Source organism: Staphylococcus simulans (assembly GCF_003043455.1).
In the GTDB taxonomy this organism is placed as follows: domain Bacteria; phylum Bacillota; class Bacilli; order Staphylococcales; family Staphylococcaceae; genus Staphylococcus; species Staphylococcus simulans_A.
On sequence record NZ_PZGG01000028.1, the window covers coordinates 1 to 18,316 of the forward strand.

Annotated in this window: 17 protein-coding genes and 1 tRNA gene; 7 read left to right on the forward strand and 11 right to left on the reverse strand. The window is 35.9% G+C overall.

The window, feature by feature from the left end:
• Nucleotides 1-364: 364 nt before the first annotated feature.
• Nucleotides 365-4,363: a glucosaminidase domain-containing protein gene (locus BU038_RS06440; RefSeq protein WP_107605330.1), complete on the forward strand. Its 3,999-nt coding sequence runs from the start codon at nucleotides 365-367 to the stop codon at nucleotides 4,361-4,363.
• Nucleotides 4,364-4,471: 108 nt separating this feature from the next.
• Here BU038_RS06440 and BU038_RS06445 read toward each other — a convergent pair whose 3' ends face one another.
• Complete coding sequence (locus BU038_RS06445; protein WP_107605331.1) at nucleotides 4,472-4,891, reverse strand: MarR family transcriptional regulator; 420 nt, start codon at nucleotides 4,889-4,891, stop codon at nucleotides 4,472-4,474.
• Nucleotides 4,892-5,040: 149 nt separating this feature from the next.
• Between BU038_RS06445 and BU038_RS06450 the strand changes: the two genes are divergently transcribed.
• Both BU038_RS06450 and BU038_RS06455 read left to right on the forward strand, forming a co-directional pair.
• Nucleotides 5,041-6,051 (forward strand): acyltransferase family protein, encoded by a 1,011-nt coding sequence (locus BU038_RS06450; protein WP_107605332.1) that lies wholly within the window; start codon nucleotides 5,041-5,043, stop codon nucleotides 6,049-6,051.
• A gap of 155 nt (nucleotides 6,052-6,206) precedes the next feature.
• Nucleotides 6,207-7,370 (forward strand): aminotransferase class I/II-fold pyridoxal phosphate-dependent enzyme, encoded by a 1,164-nt coding sequence (locus tag BU038_RS06455; RefSeq protein ID WP_107605333.1) that lies wholly within the window; start codon nucleotides 6,207-6,209, stop codon nucleotides 7,368-7,370.
• A gap of 163 nt (nucleotides 7,371-7,533) precedes the next feature.
• On the opposite strand, the gene BU038_RS06460 is transcribed toward BU038_RS06455, so the two are convergent.
• From BU038_RS06460 to BU038_RS06480, 5 genes are all read right to left on the reverse strand, one after another.
• Nucleotides 7,534-7,980, reverse strand: coding sequence for a MarR family winged helix-turn-helix transcriptional regulator (locus BU038_RS06460; RefSeq protein ID WP_107605334.1), 447 nt, complete (start codon nucleotides 7,978-7,980; stop codon nucleotides 7,534-7,536).
• Nucleotides 7,981-8,307: 327 nt separating this feature from the next.
• Nucleotides 8,308-9,126 (reverse strand): 1,4-dihydroxy-2-naphthoyl-CoA synthase, encoded by an 819-nt coding sequence (gene menB, locus BU038_RS06465; protein WP_002480458.1) that lies wholly within the window; start codon nucleotides 9,124-9,126, stop codon nucleotides 8,308-8,310.
• Nucleotides 9,119-9,931 (reverse strand): 2-succinyl-6-hydroxy-2,4-cyclohexadiene-1-carboxylate synthase, encoded by an 813-nt coding sequence (menH, locus tag BU038_RS06470; RefSeq protein WP_107605335.1) that lies wholly within the window; start codon nucleotides 9,929-9,931, stop codon nucleotides 9,119-9,121. The genes menB and menH overlap by 8 nt, the downstream gene beginning before the upstream one ends.
• On the reverse strand, nucleotides 9,918-11,597 hold the full coding sequence (gene menD, locus BU038_RS06475; RefSeq protein ID WP_107605336.1) for a 2-succinyl-5-enolpyruvyl-6-hydroxy-3-cyclohexene-1-carboxylic-acid synthase: 1,680 nt from the start codon (nucleotides 11,595-11,597) through the stop codon (nucleotides 9,918-9,920). The genes menH and menD overlap by 14 nt, the downstream gene beginning before the upstream one ends.
• A complete protein-coding gene (locus tag BU038_RS06480) occupies nucleotides 11,590-12,942 on the reverse strand; it encodes an isochorismate synthase (RefSeq protein WP_107605337.1) in 1,353 nt (450 codons plus the stop codon). The genes menD and BU038_RS06480 overlap by 8 nt, the downstream gene beginning before the upstream one ends.
• 240 nt (nucleotides 12,943-13,182) lie before the next feature.
• Here BU038_RS06480 and BU038_RS06485 point away from each other — a divergent pair, with 240 nt between their 5' ends.
• The gene (locus BU038_RS06485) at nucleotides 13,183-14,121 is read left to right on the forward strand and encodes a 1,4-dihydroxy-2-naphthoate polyprenyltransferase (RefSeq protein WP_107605338.1); all 939 of its coding nucleotides are present in this window, start codon (nucleotides 13,183-13,185) and stop codon (nucleotides 14,119-14,121) included.
• A 38-nt stretch (nucleotides 14,122-14,159) separates the two neighbouring features.
• Here BU038_RS06485 and BU038_RS06490 read toward each other — a convergent pair whose 3' ends face one another.
• Nucleotides 14,160-14,723, reverse strand: coding sequence for a GNAT family N-acetyltransferase (locus BU038_RS06490; RefSeq protein WP_107605339.1), 564 nt, complete (start codon nucleotides 14,721-14,723; stop codon nucleotides 14,160-14,162).
• 162 nt (nucleotides 14,724-14,885) lie between these two features.
• On the opposite strand from BU038_RS06490, the gene BU038_RS06495 reads away from it, so the two are divergent.
• Nucleotides 14,886-15,092, forward strand: coding sequence for a TM2 domain-containing protein (locus tag BU038_RS06495; RefSeq protein ID WP_002480452.1), 207 nt, complete (start codon nucleotides 14,886-14,888; stop codon nucleotides 15,090-15,092).
• A gap of 20 nt (nucleotides 15,093-15,112) precedes the next feature.
• Nucleotides 15,113-15,319 carry a hypothetical protein gene (locus BU038_RS06500; RefSeq protein ID WP_107605340.1) on the forward strand — a complete coding sequence of 69 codons (207 nt, stop codon included), beginning with the start codon at nucleotides 15,113-15,115 and terminating at the stop codon, nucleotides 15,317-15,319.
• A 62-nt stretch (nucleotides 15,320-15,381) separates the two neighbouring features.
• Here the strand turns inward: BU038_RS06500 and BU038_RS06505 are convergent, their stop codons facing one another.
• Together BU038_RS06505 and BU038_RS06510 are read right to left on the reverse strand one after the other, a co-directional pair.
• Nucleotides 15,382-15,984, reverse strand: coding sequence for a CPBP family glutamic-type intramembrane protease (locus BU038_RS06505; protein WP_107605341.1), 603 nt, complete (start codon nucleotides 15,982-15,984; stop codon nucleotides 15,382-15,384).
• A gap of 6 nt (nucleotides 15,985-15,990) precedes the next feature.
• Nucleotides 15,991-16,176, reverse strand: coding sequence for a YkvS family protein (locus BU038_RS06510; RefSeq protein WP_002480449.1), 186 nt, complete (start codon nucleotides 16,174-16,176; stop codon nucleotides 15,991-15,993).
• A gap of 202 nt (nucleotides 16,177-16,378) precedes the next feature.
• On the opposite strand from BU038_RS06510, the gene BU038_RS06515 reads away from it, so the two are divergent.
• Nucleotides 16,379-17,365, forward strand: a complete 987-nt coding sequence (locus BU038_RS06515) for a lipoate--protein ligase (RefSeq protein ID WP_107605342.1) — start codon at nucleotides 16,379-16,381, stop codon at nucleotides 17,363-17,365.
• Between the two features lie 139 nt (nucleotides 17,366-17,504).
• On the opposite strand, the gene BU038_RS06520 is transcribed toward BU038_RS06515, so the two are convergent.
• Together BU038_RS06520 and BU038_RS06525 are read right to left on the reverse strand one after the other, a co-directional pair.
• Nucleotides 17,505-17,927, reverse strand: coding sequence for a hypothetical protein (locus BU038_RS06520; protein ID WP_107605343.1), 423 nt, complete (start codon nucleotides 17,925-17,927; stop codon nucleotides 17,505-17,507).
• 299 nt (nucleotides 17,928-18,226) lie between these two features.
• Nucleotides 18,227-18,315, reverse strand: a tRNA-Ser gene (locus tag BU038_RS06525).
• Between the last annotated feature and the right edge of the window lies 1 nt (nucleotide 18,316).

An 18,316-nucleotide genomic window follows, 5' to 3' on the forward strand; every position in this document is an offset into this window, starting at 1 on the left:
GAGCACTCACATTAAGGTTTGATTACAAATCGATTAAAAACCTCTCTAACCGACTTTAGTCGTATTATAATATATGAAAATGATATATTACATAGTTTTGACATAGTGTCATATTCATTCAGTCTGCTAGTAGCTTTGTGTGTAGAAATGATATGACCTGGATAAATGTTAATAATGCGTTTCAACAACGACCAATGTGTTAATAACATCATCAAGTCATCTATTTTCTAACGTCACCCACAGACTTGTACTTCACTGACGTTAAGAATCAAACATCTACGAAATTCAGAATTACCAATCCAGACGTTTATCTACAGACTGTAATATATTCAAAATAATATATTGTTAAAAGGAGTATCATTTTATGTCTAAAAAGTTTCATTACAAAACCCCAGCAATCATTGCATTAACTATCGCAGGATCTGCTATTACAACGCACCAAGCATATGCGCAAAGTAATTCAGAAACTTCAGAACCTACAAACACTACAAGCAATGTGAACCAGAATCAACAGCCGACAGGTAATCAAACGGCTCAAAATCAATCTACAACTCAGAATCAAACAAATACTATTGCAGGTACACAAAAGTACGAAGATCCGACACAAGTACAGCCAAAAGAAAATGATGAGAATTTGAGTTACGATTCTAAACTTGATCAATTAAATAATCAAGCAGAACCAAGTAATGAAGCAAATGCACAACAAGCTGCTGACGCTCAAAACAATACTACTGACCAAACTAAAGATGCTGAACAACAAGTTACAGAACAAACAGATGCACAGGCTCAAAATGCTCAAGCCACAGAACAACAGCAATTAGCTGAACAACAAGCTCAAGCTGCTCAACAACAAGAACAAGCAAATAAACAACAAACTCAAGAAGCACAACAAGCTGCTCAACAACAAGTTGTAACTGAACAAAACAAAGCTTCTCAACCTGAAGCACAAACTTCAGTAAATCAAACAACTTCTAATACTGTTGAACAACCAAAAGCTACAACATATGCAGCACGTTCAACTCAACCTGTAACAACTTTCCGTTCAGTACAGCAACTTACACAAACTGCTGCACGTTCAGTACAAGAGCCAACGCAAACAGCAACGCGTTCAGCTCAAACTACACAAACTGCAACACGTTCAGCACAACCTGCACAAACAACTTATAGTGCACCTAAACCATCATTACCAAAATATAAACCGACAGTGAATTCATCTATCAATGATTACATTCGTCAACAAAATTACAAAGTTCCGACATATGAACAAGATTACTCTTCTTACATCCCTAAGTACAACTATCGTTATGGTAAACCAGAAGGTATCGTCATCCATGATACAGCAAATGAAAATTCAACATTGAATAACGAAGTTGCTTATATGAAAAACAACTGGCAAAATGCCTTTGTTCATGGTTTCGTAGACGGTAATCGTATCGTTGAAACAGCGAACACAGACTACCTTGCATGGGGTGCTGGTCCAGTAGCCAACGAACGTTACATTCATATGGAGCTTGTGCATACACATGATAGAGATTCGTTTGCGCGTCAAATGAACAATATCGCTGATTATGCCGCAACAAACTTACAATATTATGGTTTAAAACCAGATAGTGCTGAATATGATGGCCGTGGTACAGTATGGACTCACCGTGCAGTTTCAAACTTCTTAGGTGGTACAGACCACGTCGATCCGCATGGTTACTTACAATCACGTGGTTACAACTACGATGCTTTATATGATTTAATTAATGAAAAATATTTAATCAAAGAAGGTGTTGTGGCACCTTGGGGTACTGCATCAAGTACAACTACACAACCGACACAACCAACAACTAAACCGACAACAAAACCTAGCACTAATACATCTCAATTAAAATTAATTCCAGTAGATTCACTAGGTCGTCTTAACAACACTAACAACGGTTTATATAAAACAGTTTATGATAAAGCTGGTGTTCAAAATACATCATTAAATAACCAAACATACCGCTTAACTAAAAAAGCGTTATTAGGTGATAAATCATTCTACTTAATCAGTGATTATAATAAAGGTACAAATTATGGTTGGGTACAAACTGGCGACATCACTTACAAAGTCGGCCATCCTGTTACTACAAACACTAAAACTTACGGTGTTCAATCAGGCACAAAATTATACAGCACACCTTGGGGTACTGATAAACAAGCTGTCGCAACTGTTTCAGGTACAGGTGCGCAAGCATTTAAAGCTTCTAAACAAACAGAAGTCAGCCCTACTCAATATGTATACGGTACAGTAAATGGTAAGTCAGGCTGGGTAGATATCGCTAAATTATCTAACTACACTGCACCTAAAACAACTGTCAGCAAACCAACAACACAAGTAAAAGGTGTAAGTACTACAACACCATCTAAAACAACAACTAAAAAAGCTGTGACACCAACGACTAAACCAGTTGCGAAAACAACTGTAAAACCTGCAACTAAAACTGCAGTTAAACCAGTTGCTAAAACTACAACAAAAACAGCAGTGAAACCTACAACAAAAACAGCAGTGAAACCTACAACAAAAACAGCAGTGAAACCTACAACAAAAACAACAACTAATAAAGTTGTAAAACCGGCAACGAAACCAGCAACTACAGTTAAAACTACTAAAACAGCAGTGAAACCTGTAGCTAAGAAAGTTGTTAATACAGTTAAATCCGTAGCAAAATCAACAGCTCAAAAAGTACAACCTACTGCAAAAGCAGCTACTACAGTTAAAACTACTAAAACAGCAGTGAAACCTGTAGCTAAGAAAGTTGTTAATACAGTTAAATCCGTAGCAAAATCAACAGCTCAAAAAGTACAACCTACTGCAAAAGCAGCTACTACAACAAAAGCTGTTGCAAAACCAACAGCAACAAAAGCTACAACACAAACAGCTAAAGCACCTTTAAACAAAACAATTACAGTAAACAAATTAGGTCAATATGTATCTGATAACTATGGGTTACGTGCAAGTGTTTATGATAAAAAAGGCGCGAAAGCTGCGAAATTCTTAGGTTACACTTACAACATTACAAGAGAACGTAATCAAGACGGTACATTGTACTACTTATTACAAAATATCGGTTTAACAACACCACTTGGTTGGGTTAACGCAAAAGACGTAAGAGTTGCAGATAAAGGTCTTGTTACACCTACATCTCAACAATATAGTGTGAATACAAAATCAAATGGTCTATACACAACACCTTGGGGTACAGCAAAACAATTAATTGATCCATTAACAAAACAAAATGGTACATTCAAAGCAATTAAACGTACTTTAGTCAACAAAACTCCATATGTTTACGGTACAGTGAATGGTAAAACAGGTTGGGTAGCTGAAAAAACATTAACACCTAAAACAACAGCTAAAGCAGCAACAACTTCAGTACAAAAACAACAACCTGCTGTGAAATATAACCATGATTATATCGTGACAAGCAACAAAGGCTATTACTACAAAACACCAAATGGCCAAGTATTAGGCTCATTAAAAGACCAATTCGGCAACATCATTACAGTCTTTGAAAGACAAGTAGTCAATGGCGTAACTTGGTATCATGGTGTCTTAGCTAATGGACAAACAGCTTGGGTTAAAGCGGCAGATGTTCGTAATACATTGACACGTACAAACGTTTCTGACTACTCATTTGATCAAGCAGTCGCAAAACAAATGAACTTACCTTGGTCACCTAAAGTTCAACACGTTGCTGGTCAATGGGACGATGCATCAGAAGATGAAGTCAGAACTGCGATGGATCCTAGAACTATCACAGAAGATGCTACGCAAAAATATCAATTCTTACGTTTAGATAAAGCACAAGCCCTTTCAGCAAGCAGTGTAAATAAATTACTTGAAGGTAAAGGCATTTTAGAAGGACAAGGTGCAGCTTTCACACAAGCAGCTAAAACTTATGATATTAACGAAATCTATTTAATCTCACATGCTTTACTTGAAACTGGTAATGGTACATCAGCTCTTGCTAACGGCGGTTACGTTAATAGTGCCAATAAAGTTGTGACAAACGAACCTAAAAAATACTACAATATGTTCGGTATCGGCGCGATTGATACTGATGCAGTACGTGGCGGCTTTAAAACAGCAGCACACTACGGCTGGGATACTGTAGAAAAAGCAATTATCGGTGGCGCTAAGTTCATCACAAGTGATTATTTAGATAGAGGTCAAAACACACTTTACCGCATGCGTTGGAATCCAAGTGAACCAGCTACGCATCAATATGCGACTGATATCAACTGGGCAAGCCACAATGCGACAAGAATGAAACAAATGTATGATAAGATCGGTGAAACTGGTAAATACTTCGACACAGATATTTATCGCGTTTAATCCTCATTATTATTTTGATATTTGAAAAGGACCTGCAGCGTAATTATTTGCTGCAGGTCCTTATTCATTAAAAATACGGTATACAGAAACCTGTATACCGCATTCCTTTTAAATGTAAAAGGTTTTTTTATTTAATTTTGCCAGTAACTTATATAGTGTTTCCACATCTTCAGCGGATAACTCTTCACATTGTTTTTGTAACCATTCTCGGCGAGCGACATTAATTTGATTGATTAATTCTTCAGATTTCGGCGTGACACTTAATACTTTACATCGTAAATCATGATTTGATTGAACACTGATCACATAACCTAAATTGACCAGTTTTTTAATCCATCTCGAAACAATAGATTGTTCCTTTCCGATTTTCATCGTTAAATCATATTGTGATAAACTATGATGCTCATTCAAAACGCGTAAAAGTTCAATTTGTTCAGTTGTTAAATTAGCGCATTGACCAAATCGTTTATTTACAATAATCAAATCATTGTGTGTCAGTGTTATTTGTTGTTCAAGTTGTTTAAACATAGATGTTATACCCCGCTAGTTTTAATATACATATTATAAGTTTTTTGCGGAAAATATACAACAAAAACTTGTAAAAGTTGTTTATCTTGCATTTAAGTCGGTAAGTATAATACGTTAAGATTATCCAAAATCTCAAAAGGAGTTTACATATGCATAAATCACTATCCCATAGAGATTATTATTTTGATAATGCCCGTGCCTTTTTAATTTATTTAGTGGTATTCGGACATTTATTAAACCCTTATGTAGAAGGACACAAGCACATGGGTGCACTGTACTTATTGATTTACAGTTTCCATATGCCCTCTTTCCTATTTATAAGTGGTTACTTTGCGAAAAATATCGGTAAGCCTGATCATTTAGAAAAAGTTGCGAAAAAACTATTAGTACCTTATTTTGTGTTCTTTAGTTTCTTCTCAGTTTATTATTATCTGACAGGTAAAAGCAGTCACTTACAGTTGGATCCATTTGATCCTGTCTTTGCGTTATGGTTCTTAATTACACTCTTTATCTTTCATGTTGTCTTAGTGATTGTGAAGAACTATAAACCATATTACGTCTTACCTATTGCTGTAATAGTGTCATTACTTGCAGGCTTTTCATCTAATATTGATGGCTATATGAGTTATTCAAGAACGATTGTGTTCTTCCCTATTTTTTATCTAGGGTTCTTAATGAATAAACATCAAGCAATGTTACTAAGAAATAAGAAATTAATTCCTATATCATTATTGATTTTAGTCGGATTCTATATCGTGTATATGATTCATCCGATAAATTCTGATTGGCTTCTTGGCAGTTCACCATATAGTTCATTAGATGGACCAGATGTTTACAGTCCATTGAAACGTTTATTGCTCTATATGATTATTTGTGCCACAATGTTCTCATTCTTGAACTTAGTCCCTTCAGGATTACATTGGTTTACGTATGTTGGTCAACGTACGATGTATATTTATCTGTTACACGGTATTGCGATCGGATTGATTAGAGGTTACAAACTTTATCCTTTCCAAGATCCAATTACAGTGTGGACTTATCTTTACTTGATTGGTTTAACAGCACTTATTGTCTATCTGTTATCGACAAACTTTGTAGCAAAATGGACCAATCCAGTCATTAATCTCAAGTCACCATCAAAATTTAAATCAAAACTTTGAAGTATCGTGAGGCAAATCCACTTTGTCTCACTTTCTTTTGGTAATTATCGACTTAAAATTAAAGCAATTCAGACTTTTTGACAGTTTTCAGTGTTACAATATGTTAAGATAGCATTTACTTACATAGTGCAGTAATCAATTGAGGTGTTAACAGAGTGAAATTATCTTTAAATACAAATTCTAAATTTTTACGTGCGCCAAGCATCAGACAATTTTCAAGTCGAATTAAAAACATACCAGATTGTATCAATTTAACAATCGGTCAACCAGACTTTCCTATGCCTGATGTGGTTAAAGACGCATACATTAAAGCCATCGAAAACGATGAAACAAGTTATTCTCATAATAAAGGTTTAATGGAAACAAGAAGCGCGATTCGTCAATACTTCAACGTACGTTATAACGTTGATTACACAGAAGAAGAAATTATCGTGACGAATGGTGCAAGTGAAGCCATTGACACTGCTTTACGCAGTATCTTGGAACCTGGAGATGAAATCATTATTCCTGGTCCTATTTATGCAGGTTATATTCCATTGATTGAAACATTAGGCGGACAGCCTGTTTACGTAGATACTACAAAAACAGACTTTAAAATTACGCCTGAAGCTATTCGTGCTCATGTGACTGATAAAACAAAAGCCATTCTTTTAAACTATCCTACCAATCCAACAGGAGTAATTTTAAATAGAGAAGAAGCTGAAGCGATTGCTGAAGAGTTGCAGCAACATGAAATTTTTGTGTTAAGCGATGAAATTTATGCTGAAAATACCTTTAAAGGTAAACACACATCACTAGCTGAATTTGAAGGTTTACGTGACCAATTATTATTAATCAGCGGTTTAAGTAAATCTCATTCTGCTACAGGTATTCGTATCGGCTTTTTACTAGGCCCTGAGTACTTAATAGAGAAATTAACATTCATGCATGCTTATAATACGATTTGCGCCAATGTACCAGCTCAAATCGCTTGTATTGCTGCATTAACAGATGGCATTGATGCACCAAAAGCAATGAATAAAGCCTACAAAGAACGTTTATCTTATTTAAAACAACGTCTGCTGGATATGGGCTTTAAAATTGATGCTGAACCTGAAGGTGCATTCTATATCTTCCCTAGCCTTGCACCATTCAATATTGAAGACGACTTTAATTTCTGTGTGGATGCATTAGAAAAAGGCCATATCGCTATGGTTCCTGGTTCAGCCTTCACAGATGCAGGTAAAGGACATATTCGTATTTCATATGCCTATGATTTAGACACAATTAAAGAAGGTATGGATCGTCTAGAAAATTATTTAAATCAGTATGTAAAATAAATCATCATTAAGAAAGTGAGATAGACTAGTTCGCTAGTGCTACCCCACTTTCTTTTTTAGTATTTTTATTGTGCGAGTTATCTTAATATTATCCCTAAAAAAATTATCCTCTCTTATGAGCATAACATTCCCTCTTTATTCTCAGTATTTCTTGTTGACTTGGCTAAACTTCCGGTTGACTCAGATTCTTTTCTGCGAAACCGCGCATCATGTTATAGTAATCTTCTTTTTCATCTGAATCTAAATTCAATTGATCAATCACTTGTGTTGAAATGTTTTTGAATTGTGCTTTCAATTCTTTTCCCTCTTCAGTTAAACTTAACATTACTTTTCTTTCATCTTCTGGCAATCGTTTTCTAATGACTAAGTTTTTCTTTTCCAATCGCTTAACAATCGGGCTGATTGTACCTGAATCTAAAAACAATTTATTACAAAGGGTTTTCACAAACACCTCTTCATCATCTTCGATATAAGATAAGACCATATAATTTGGGAAGCTGATATTGTATTGTTTTAGAAACTTGTTAAAACGGTTGATCACTTCTTTAGTTGTGATATAAAAAAGAAAACATAAGTCGTGATCCAAATCCTTCTTTGTGCTATTACTCATATAATTTCACCTCTATGTTAAAATATATTCAACATCATAATGAATGTCAATGAAATAGTTTTAATTATTAAGTAAATTTGCGCTTGCTTTATATAATTTGTTTAACACACTCCGCAAAATAAAACACTTAATAATAGCGATAAAATAAAGAGTTATGCGGTCTTTAAAAATATATTAATCCTAACGTGCACTTTATAATTTTAATCGCTGTACGCCCTTTTTTAATTTACCTAAAAAGTAAAAAAACGACATAAAAAGCCTCCCGCCTCACACCCCAAAGGTGTGAACACGAGAGACTTGTAAAATCTCATTTAAATAATTAATCTATTATGGGAATTTAGGGAATTGATCAAAGTCAGGTTGACGTTTTTCTTTGAATGCGTCACGACCTTCTTTCGCTTCATCAGTTGTGTAATAAAGTAACGTTGCATCCCCAGCCATTTGTTGAAGACCTGCTAAACCATCAGTGTCTGCATTCATTGCTGCTTTTAAGAAACGTAAAGCAGTTGGTGAATGTTGCATGATTTCTTGACACCATTGTACTGTTTCATCTTCAATTTGGTCTAATGGCACAACTGTGTTGACTAAGCCCATATCTAGAGCTTGTTGTGCGTCGTATTGACGGCATAAGTACCAGATTTCACGTGCTTTCTTATGACCTACGATGCGCGCTAAATAACCTGAACCGTAACCTGCGTCGAATGAACCGACTTTAGGTCCAGTTTGACCGAATCTTGCATTGTCTGCAGCGATTGTTAAGTCACATACGACTTGTAATACGTTACCGCCGCCAATTGCATAACCACGTACCATTGCGATAACTGGTTTAGGAATAACACGGATTAAACGTTGTAAATCTAATACATTTAAACGAGGAATTTGGTCGTCGCCTACATAGCCGCCATGACCACGAACTTTTTGGTCGCCGCCTGAACAGAATGCCATGTCGCCTTCACCTGTTAAGATGATTACAGAAATACGTTGATCATCACGTGCACGTGAGAATGCGTCAATCATCTCTTGTACTGTTTTTGGTGTGAATGCATTACGCACTTCTGGACGGTTGATTGTAATTTTAGCAATGCCATCGAAAAACTCATATTTTATCTCTTCATATTCTTTAATTGTTTCCCATTGTCTAGTCATTTTGCTCCTCCTTATTTAAAAAACCTAATAATAGTATATCAAATTGTGTTGGTTCTTCCACGTGAACCGTATGACCGGCCCCTTCTACAACATGCACTTCACTGTTTGGAAGTTGTTGATGCATCTTGTGTGCGAGTTCCACAAACTTTTCATCATACTCGCCTACAATCAAGCAGATCGGTAGTTGAAGTTGTGTGAGTTCTGGCCATAAATTCGGCATATGTCCTGTGCCATAATCACGCAGTGCTTTCGCTAAACCGGTTGGGTCTTGTGCTAAGCGCATCGCACGATGTTTTTGACGTTGTTCTTCTGTCATCATCTCTGCTTGGCTCGCAAACAATGGCAATTTTTCCCAATCATTTACAAATACTTCAATACCAGCAATTTCTAATACTTTAGCGCGTGCTTCATCAACTTGTTGACGTTCACTTTGAGCTGCTTCATCCGCAATGCCTGGTGATGCACTTTCTAAAATCAAACCTGCTAACTCTAATTGTCCATGCAAGGCATAATACAACGCCACACGGCCACCCATAGAGTAGCCATGCAAATAGATATGGTAATCTTTAAATTGTGCTAATACGTTATCTAACGCTTCACAAATAAAATCGAAATGCCACTGCTTTCTTCTGTCGCTTTGGTCCTGACCATGCCCAGGCAGCTCTATCGTTACCACATTAGCAGATTCAGTCAGTTTATCAATGTGCGAATCGAAAGACGTCGCATCACTGATGAATCCATGCAACATGACTAATAAATTATGATTTTCTGTTGTTTGACTGTCGTAAAAATTATAATTCAACATTCGCAATTTCACTCAATTTCTGATATAAGATTTGGTGCTGTTGACGATTGTCTTCACGGTCTGTACGAATTTCATAGATATAAGACTCTAACTGTGATAATGGTGTGAATTTAAAGTCTTCAACAGAATCCATTAATGCATAGTTGAAATCATACAACATCGCCGCATGTTTGAACTCAAGATGTGTTGGTGTACCGAATAAACGTTCAAAGTATTTTGCTGCGGATTCTTTTTGTGGCAGATAAGAGAATATACCGCCGCCATCATTATTCAACAGCACAATATTCAAATGAATATCATTCAATTTCGCCATCAATAGACCATTCATGTCATGGTAGAAAGCTAAGTCTCCGATTAAGAGTGTGACTTTCTTATGCACTGCCATACCAATAGCAGTAGAAACAACACCGTCTATACCATTGGCACCACGGTTAGCATAAATCTCCGCTTCACAATCTACAAATAGATTATCTACATCTCTGATCGGCATAGAGTTGCTGACGAATAAAGTATCCTCTTTAGTTAATTTATCTAATAAGATACCGACATTCGCTGCTTCATCTGTCGCATGATCGATATAACTCTTCACTTCAATTTTTGCACGACTATCCATATTTTGCCATTGGGATAACCAACGCTTGCGATACGCTGTTGGAATATCTCCGAGTGCACGGAAGAAATCGTTCGGTGTCATTTCAAACGTAATATCTGCAGGTGTTGGGAAGGCATCTGGTTGTGCACTGTTTTGTACTGCGATTTGATAAGCATCTGTGGCTTTCAACCATTGATTTAATTTTTTAGACAACACTGGTTTGCCGACACGAATCACAAAATCAATCTCTTGCGGGTCTAAACCTGCACGAAACAGTAAATCATACGTTGAAATGATGTTCGGGTGACCTGATTGACGCAGACCTGAAAGGGGACCTGCTAAAATCGGCAAGTCATGAACCGTCGCAAACGGCAATAATTCTCTCACATCTTGATGCTGCATATCGCCAACAATGACGAATCCGCGTTTTTTCTTCAAGATTGGCTTAATGGCTTCAACTGTAGCTGTCTTTTGATATTTAGGTAATACTTTTTCATTTGTCGTTAACCACTCTGTCATCTCAAAGTCTGGTGTCAACGGTTCTCTGAATGGCAAGTTAAGATGTACCGGACCACGTTTTGGTCCTTCAAAATATTGACTTGCAATCTGCATTTGGAAACGAATGACATCTTCTGTTGAACCTGTTGTATCATCAGCTAACGGCATATCAAACTGATGACGTACAAAGTTTTGGAACATGTTGACCTGGTTCAACGTTTGCGGTGCACCAATGCCGCGTAATTCGTGTGGGCGGTCACTCGTTAATACCACTAACGGCAAGTTGCTGATGTCACTTTCAGCCACTGCTGACGTATAGTTGGTTGCAGCTGTGCCTGACGTACATAAAATGGCAACAGGTCGATTGCTGCCTTTAATCAATCCGAGTGCAAAGAATGATGCACTGCGCTCATCTGGATGAATCCATGTTTTAATGCCAGGATGTGCTTCAAACGCTAAAGCAAGCGGTGTTGAACGAGACCCTGGACTAATGACAACTTCTCTGATGCCATACGCATAAATTTCTGAAGCTAACGTAAAAACTTGTTTAGTTAATAAAGTTTGATGATTATCCATGATTTTCGACTCCTAAAGCATTCATCATCGGAGTAAATTTAAGTGTAGTCTCTTCTAATTCACTCTGTGGATCAGACTGCTTGATAATACCGCAACCTGCAAATAAAGTTGCTTGTTTCTCTTTAATCAACATAGAACGAATTGCGACGATAAACTCGCAATTATCCTCCATATCAATATACCCTACTGGTGCACCATACAGACCTCTTGTCCCAAACTCTTTTTGTTCGATAAAGTCCATAGCCTTTTCTTTAGGATAACCGCCTAAAGCAGGTGTTGGATGCAGACGATCAAGTAAACCAATATACGTATTATCTTCTAATGCACCTGAAATCTCTGTATATAAATGATACAAATGATCATTTTTTAAGATTTTAGGATGCTTATTATAATCTACATCTGTGACATAAGGCTCAATATCATCTAGAATACTTTGCACCACAAAATGATGCTCTTGTAAGTTCTTCTCATCTTTCAAGAAAGCATCTACATGTTTTCGATCTTCTGTTTCATCTGATGTGCGTTTGATTGTCCCTGCGACTGCTTTTGTCGATAATACTTGATTTTCAACTTCCATCAGTTGTTCTGGGGTTTGTGAAAAGAACACAGATCCTTCTGATTGCATTACGAATATATAGCTGTTTGATTCGTTGTGCATCGCATTTTCTAACACATAAGCGATATCAATCGGTCGATCAAAGCGAATCATACGTCTGCGTGCTAAGACAATTTTTTCTTCATCATTCATGGAATCAATCGCTTCTTGCACAAGTTCCAACCATTCTTCTTTATAGATGTCTTCACTGCGAACTACATCCCCATTAGGTTGTGTCGGTTTGACTTCTGTTTCTGCAACTTGTTGTACAAGTGCTTGTAGGTCTTCTATATTAAATTCTTCTCTTAATACTGTATAAGTGACGAATGTTTCTGAAGCATTCAACGTAATTAATACTTTCGGCAACACGAAATGGTTCAAGCCGAATTGACGCCACTCGTCATCTGATTTATGACTTGAAAATTGGAAACCTCCGCACACTTTCAAGTGATGTTTGTTTGAATCTGGATGGATAAGTGCGATATCATTTTTATAATTTTCCCATTCACGGAAAATGGTTTGTTTATTTTCATAGTCATTTTTAAATTTTAAAAGCGCGTTATATCCGAAAAAGGCCGTTTCTCCTGTATTCTCCCTGAAGTAGAAGCGGTCATCTGCTTTACCTTCTGTCATTTGGAAAAGCATGATTGGGTTCGTCGGCTGGTCAATTTTAACCTCCACTGAAACCCATTTTTCACGGCTTTCATATATTGCGTCGAGAATTTGATCATCCTTGACACTTACAGTCATCTATCTCACTTCTTTCATCATTCTACTTAATCACATTATCTCATTGTATCATTTTTTAACTTCATCTGTACTTTGATTTGCACATTTATTATTTACTATTTTTACATGATTTGACCTTTCTCTTTCTATTGCTTAAAATAAATTTATTCATCAGAATGCAGATAATTTATAATAGAATTTTTGTGTCTTAAAATCCGCAATCTGAAATTTGGTATTTTTAAGTGTTAAGAAGGAGAAACCATGTCAAAACAATATCAGGAATTTTCAACTGTTCGAAAATATTGGCTGTTGATGCGTCCTCATACATTAACTGCAGCTGTGGTACCTGTATTAGTCGGTACTGCGACAGCGAAGTTATTCTTATTAGGTAGCGAAGACCATCTTAAATTCAGTTTATTTTTAGCGATGTTACTTGCTTGTCTGTTGATTCAAGCAGCCACTAATATGTTCAACGAGTACTATGACTTCAAAAAAGGTCTTGATGATCATACATCAGTCGGTATCGGTGGTGCGATTGTGCGTAATGGTATGAGTCCGAAACTCGTCATGAACTTAGCAATTGCCTTTTATGTGATTGCTGCGCTCATCGGTCTATTTATCGCGTCACAATCTTCTTATTGGTTAATCCCAATCGGAATCTTGTGTATGGCCGTAGGTTATCTGTATACAGGCGGTCCTTTCCCAATATCTTGGACACCTTTTGGAGAACTATTCTCTGGCGTCTTTATGGGACTCATTATTATCTTAATCGCGTTCTTTATTCAAACAGATAACTTACAAGGTTACGCTGTGTGGATCAGTGTACCGATTATTATCACTATCGGTTTAATTAATATGGCAAATAACATCCGAGACCGAGTGAAAGACAAAGAAAGCGGACGTCGAACATTACCGATTTTATTAGGTAAAGCAAACTCTATCCGCTTCATGGCCCTCATGTACATCATCGCTTATGCATGGGTAGTTTATACCGTCTTCTTTGTACCTGGCGGTTCAATCTTTTACTTACTCGTACTGTTATCATTCCCGTTCCCTATCAAAGCCATTCGTCGTTTCAAAAAGAACGATACACCTGCTGAAATGATGCCAGCTATGGCAGCAACAGGTAAAACCAATACAGTATTTGGTTTACTGTATGCGTTAGGGATTTATATCAGTGCGTTATTAGGCGGCATCTAAAATCAAGAGATTGGAACTTTTTGTTCCAGTCTCTTTTTTTATACTGTTTCAGGTTCAATAACCATGTGGTAATAATCGTGTCCGTATAAATCAATAATACCTTCACTATGAAAACCTAAACGTTCATAAAGTCTGAACGCACCTGTATTGACTAAATCGCAACTTAAGCTCAACTTGTAAGTTTTTGAGTGATGAATCACTGATTCCATTAATTGTGTTGCGATACCTCTGCCTCTATATTTTGGAAATACAGCAACGGTTTCAATATATAGTTCATCTGACTTTGCTTCTCTTAAAGGTAAGGGTGTCCCTATCGCTTTCGCTTCTTTTGGTAAATCTAACTTCAACCAATTTTTTTCTAAATCCATTTCATCTTTACCTAGGTACGTAATAATAATACCGGCTACTTCCCCTTCCACATCATAAACTTGTACGTTGTCGTAATAACAACGATATGGAATGTCTGCAATACTTTGTTCTAGCCATTGAATAACGTGCGCTTTATCAAAACGTTTTACAATCGGCAGCTCCATATCTTGCCAAATAATATACGTTAATTCTGCAATGGCGTGTTTATCGGTTGGTTTAGCTGGTCTAATCATTGTTTTCTCCTTTGTGTGTTTAATCATTATCATTCACTATATAGTTTAACAATCATTCATATTGTATGTTCACTTTTTATTTTAACATTTGTATTATTGGAAAGTTTATATTCTTTCATTCATAATAAAGGTATCACTTGAAAAGAGAAAGGAGCAATCAGCATGAAAGTAAATAAAATTGTTTATATTGTACTTGCACTGTTCCTAGGTAACTTCGGAGTGCACAGATTCTACGCAGGTAAAAACGGCTCAGGCCTATTACACTTAGCGTTCTTCTGGACAGGCATTCCACATGTAATCGCGATTATCAGCGCAATCAATACAATGTTATTCAGACCGGCAGATAAGCATGGTAATATCACATTTTAATAAAACGGAGTTGAAACTATATGAATAAAGCAACGATTCTAACGTATTTAAATGAGAATCCTGCTAAATATCTTGTCCTTTATATGGACAACGGCAATGAAATTTCAGTCGAAGCCGTTAAAGAGAATTCAAATGCAGGTGCATTACACGTTACAGAACCCTCAGAATATGTAGTAGATATTTCCAAAATTTCGTATTTCGAACTATTAGAACGTTCTACGTATTAATATAGAAAAGAACCTGTCAATGCTTGTAATAAGCTGACAGGTTCTTTTATGTCCTTTTTTAATTAAGGGTGAAAAATCAGTAATAACACTACTGCCACAATTTGTGCAACAGAAGTTGTGATAATACGACGCGTATAATAATAGCTGATTGATAGAATAGCTTGAACGATGAAAATAAAAATGCATAACCAGATTTGATCGAAGTAGAAAAAGAGTGAACTTGATGCGAGTGCAGTAATCATAATCGCTGCCCAAGCAGGAAGCTTTAGATTCAACAATTGTTTTTGAAGTACTGTACGCATATAAAGTTCATGACAAGGAATCACAAAAAGTAATGTGACTAAAATCTGCCATTTAAAGTAAACGCCAGAACGTGATAAATCTTTAATCAATGACGTGTAAGTTAAATCTTGTGACATCAAAGACATAATCAACTGTACAATGATTAAGGCAATTGCGGTTAAAATACCGATACCGATGGATGTCAACAATCGTTTCGATTCTAAATCACGTTGATAAAAGACATAACTGATACCCGCAAACAACATAATGCCTGTATACAGATACCAATATTCTTGTCGTTCTCCCCACATGATAAATAAGATGATGTGGAACACTACAAAGCTTATCACAAACCATAGTAATGCTTTTGTATTAGTTTTCATTATCTTTTAACCTTCTTGATCAACTATCTTATAGCGTTTATGATTAATTACCGTTTTTTCAGGTAAATCTAATGATTCAAAATTTTTCATAATAGTTAAGTCAACAATAACAGAGTTATCATTAATTTTTTCGACACGGCCTCTTAAACCGTCATAAAATTCTACAATATCTCCTACTTCTGCAATAGTCATTACAGATCCTCCTTGAATTATACTATTCTATATTGTACTAAAATTCTTCCTTCAAATAAACAAATATCCTGTAAACACGTTATAATTGTAATTGAAGACCGACTCAAGCCTTTATCGGGCAAAGTGTATAGTTGGCATTTTATCCTAATTTAGGGCATAAATAAAGTATCAAGCAAAGTAAGTACAGAAGGAGAGAGAATGTATGAAGTTTGTTAGTAACAAAGGTATCACAGACCCCACTTTAAATTTAGCGATGGAAGAATATGTCTTAAAACATCTTCCTAACGATAGCGATTACTTTTTATTCTATATTAACCGCCCTTCTATCATTATTGGTAAAAACCAAAATACAATTGAAGAAGTGGATCAACGTTATGTAGACGAACATAATATTGATGTTGTACGTCGTATTTCTGGCGGCGGTGCAGTTTATCATGATTTCGGAAACTTAAACTTCAGCTTTATTACTGATGACGACGGCAATAGTTTCCATAACTTCAAGAAATTTACACAACCGATTGTTCAAGCTTTACAAGCAATGGGTGTAGATGCTGAAATGACTGGACGTAACGATATTCAAATCGGTGCTGCTAAAATTTCAGGCAATGCCATGGTTAAAGTGAAAGAGCGTATGTTCAGCCATGGTACTTTAATGTTAGATAGTGACTTAAACGAAGTTGCGAATGCCTTACGCGTAAACCCTGCAAAGATTCAATCTAAAGGGATTAAATCAGTACGTAAACGTGTCGCAAATATCTCTGAGTTCCTAGAAGAACCCATGGATATTGAAACATTCAAAGAAACTATCTTAAAACATATCTTTGGTGAACATGAAGTTGAAGAATATGTGTTAACTGAGGATGATTGGAAGAACATTGAAGCTTTAAGTAATGAAAAATATCGTTCATGGGATTGGAACTACGGTAAAAATCCTAAATATAACTTTGAACGTGAAGAAAAATTCGAAAAAGGTTTCGTTCAAATTAAATTGGATGTTAAACGCGGCCGTATTGAACATGCGAAAATTTTCGGTGATTTCTTCGGTGTCGGCGATGTGTCTGATTTAGAACATGCATTAGTCGGCAGCTTGCATAATTTTGAGAGTATTGAAGCAGCGTTATCTGAATTCGATACGTATCATTATTTCGGAGATATCCCAAGAGAAGAATTAATTCGATTAATGTCATAATTAAATAAGCTTTACATGATTAAGGTGAGAATTCAGTTTCTCACCTTTTCATAATAGATAATTATACTGTTTGGTACACGGTAAGATACACGAAACAAAAACATCTATCAATTTAAGAGGTTTCTGACTTTATAGCACCTTAAGACCAATGGTTGTTTCTTTTTTTACCAATCCACATTAAAATCAACACGAAAATTGTAATTAATATAATTGCCCCTATATACAGTAAAAAGAATGCAAAAAAGTTATTTGTAACATCAAACTTTCCTCTTAACCATGTTTTTACTAAATAAAGGATTGCAAATGTTATTAAAGAACAGTCCAATAAATCTGTTGCCATTTCTTTGACATTTCCAGAAGCGAAATTTCTAATCAGAACATTATTTAAAGAATAATAAATAATTGCAAATCCTACTGAGAAAATTATATTCTCATTCTTTAAGATTATTAAAATCAAAAAACATATACCAACTAAAAAACTTATGTTATAAACCCACATCCCCATTGTCACTTTTTTCAAATAACTAATAATCGAGTCGAAAACACTATGTACTTTTCTCATTTTTTCACTCCAGATTGATTTTAACAAAGGAATACTTCTTCATTATATATTCTCGCATCATAAATTTCTTGTTCTAAAAATCGTAATACACTTTTCTTAGATATTGATATGATTTTACTTTCTTCTTTTCATATTGAATATAATGTTTGCTACTTCGGTATTCTTATGTGGTTAAATAGTATACATTAACAATATAAAGGGGATTAAAAACAGTAGATTTTCAAATGGAAAATTTGATTACAAAAAAATCCCATTAAGTCAACGTCTTAGACATTGATTTAATGGGATTCTTACAGTAACGGAAACGGAGGGATTCGAACCCTCGCGCCGCTCTCGCGACCTACACCCTTAGCAGGGGCGCCTCTTCGGCCAACTTGAGTACGTTTCCA

Bases quoted from the DNA above. Each gene is read 5' to 3' on its own strand.
- BU038_RS06440 (WP_107605330.1), top strand. From the start codon at position 365: ATGTCTAAAAAGTTTCATTACAAAACCCCAGCAATCATTGCATTAACT.
- BU038_RS06445 (WP_107605331.1), bottom strand. From the start codon at position 4,891: ATGTTTAAACAACTTGAACAACAAATAACACTGACACACAATGATTTG.
- BU038_RS06450 (WP_107605332.1), top strand. From the start codon at position 5,041: ATGCATAAATCACTATCCCATAGAGATTATTATTTTGATAATGCCCGT.
- BU038_RS06460 (WP_107605334.1), bottom strand. From the start codon at position 7,980: ATGAGTAATAGCACAAAGAAGGATTTGGATCACGACTTATGTTTTCTT.
- menB (WP_002480458.1), bottom strand. From the start codon at position 9,126: ATGACTAGACAATGGGAAACAATTAAAGAATATGAAGAGATAAAATAT.
- menH (WP_107605335.1), bottom strand. From the start codon at position 9,931: ATGTTGAATTATAATTTTTACGACAGTCAAACAACAGAAAATCATAAT.
- menD (WP_107605336.1), bottom strand. From the start codon at position 11,597: ATGGATAATCATCAAACTTTATTAACTAAACAAGTTTTTACGTTAGCT.
- BU038_RS06480 (WP_107605337.1), bottom strand. From the start codon at position 12,942: ATGACTGTAAGTGTCAAGGATGATCAAATTCTCGACGCAATATATGAA.
- BU038_RS06485 (WP_107605338.1), top strand. From the start codon at position 13,183: ATGTCAAAACAATATCAGGAATTTTCAACTGTTCGAAAATATTGGCTG.
- BU038_RS06490 (WP_107605339.1), bottom strand. From the start codon at position 14,723: ATGATTAGACCAGCTAAACCAACCGATAAACACGCCATTGCAGAATTA.
- BU038_RS06495 (WP_002480452.1), top strand. From the start codon at position 14,886: ATGAAAGTAAATAAAATTGTTTATATTGTACTTGCACTGTTCCTAGGT.
- BU038_RS06500 (WP_107605340.1), top strand. From the start codon at position 15,113: ATGAATAAAGCAACGATTCTAACGTATTTAAATGAGAATCCTGCTAAA.
- BU038_RS06505 (WP_107605341.1), bottom strand. From the start codon at position 15,984: ATGAAAACTAATACAAAAGCATTACTATGGTTTGTGATAAGCTTTGTA.
- BU038_RS06510 (WP_002480449.1), bottom strand. From the start codon at position 16,176: ATGACTATTGCAGAAGTAGGAGATATTGTAGAATTTTATGACGGTTTA.
- BU038_RS06515 (WP_107605342.1), top strand. From the start codon at position 16,379: ATGAAGTTTGTTAGTAACAAAGGTATCACAGACCCCACTTTAAATTTA.
- BU038_RS06520 (WP_107605343.1), bottom strand. From the start codon at position 17,927: ATGAGAAAAGTACATAGTGTTTTCGACTCGATTATTAGTTATTTGAAA.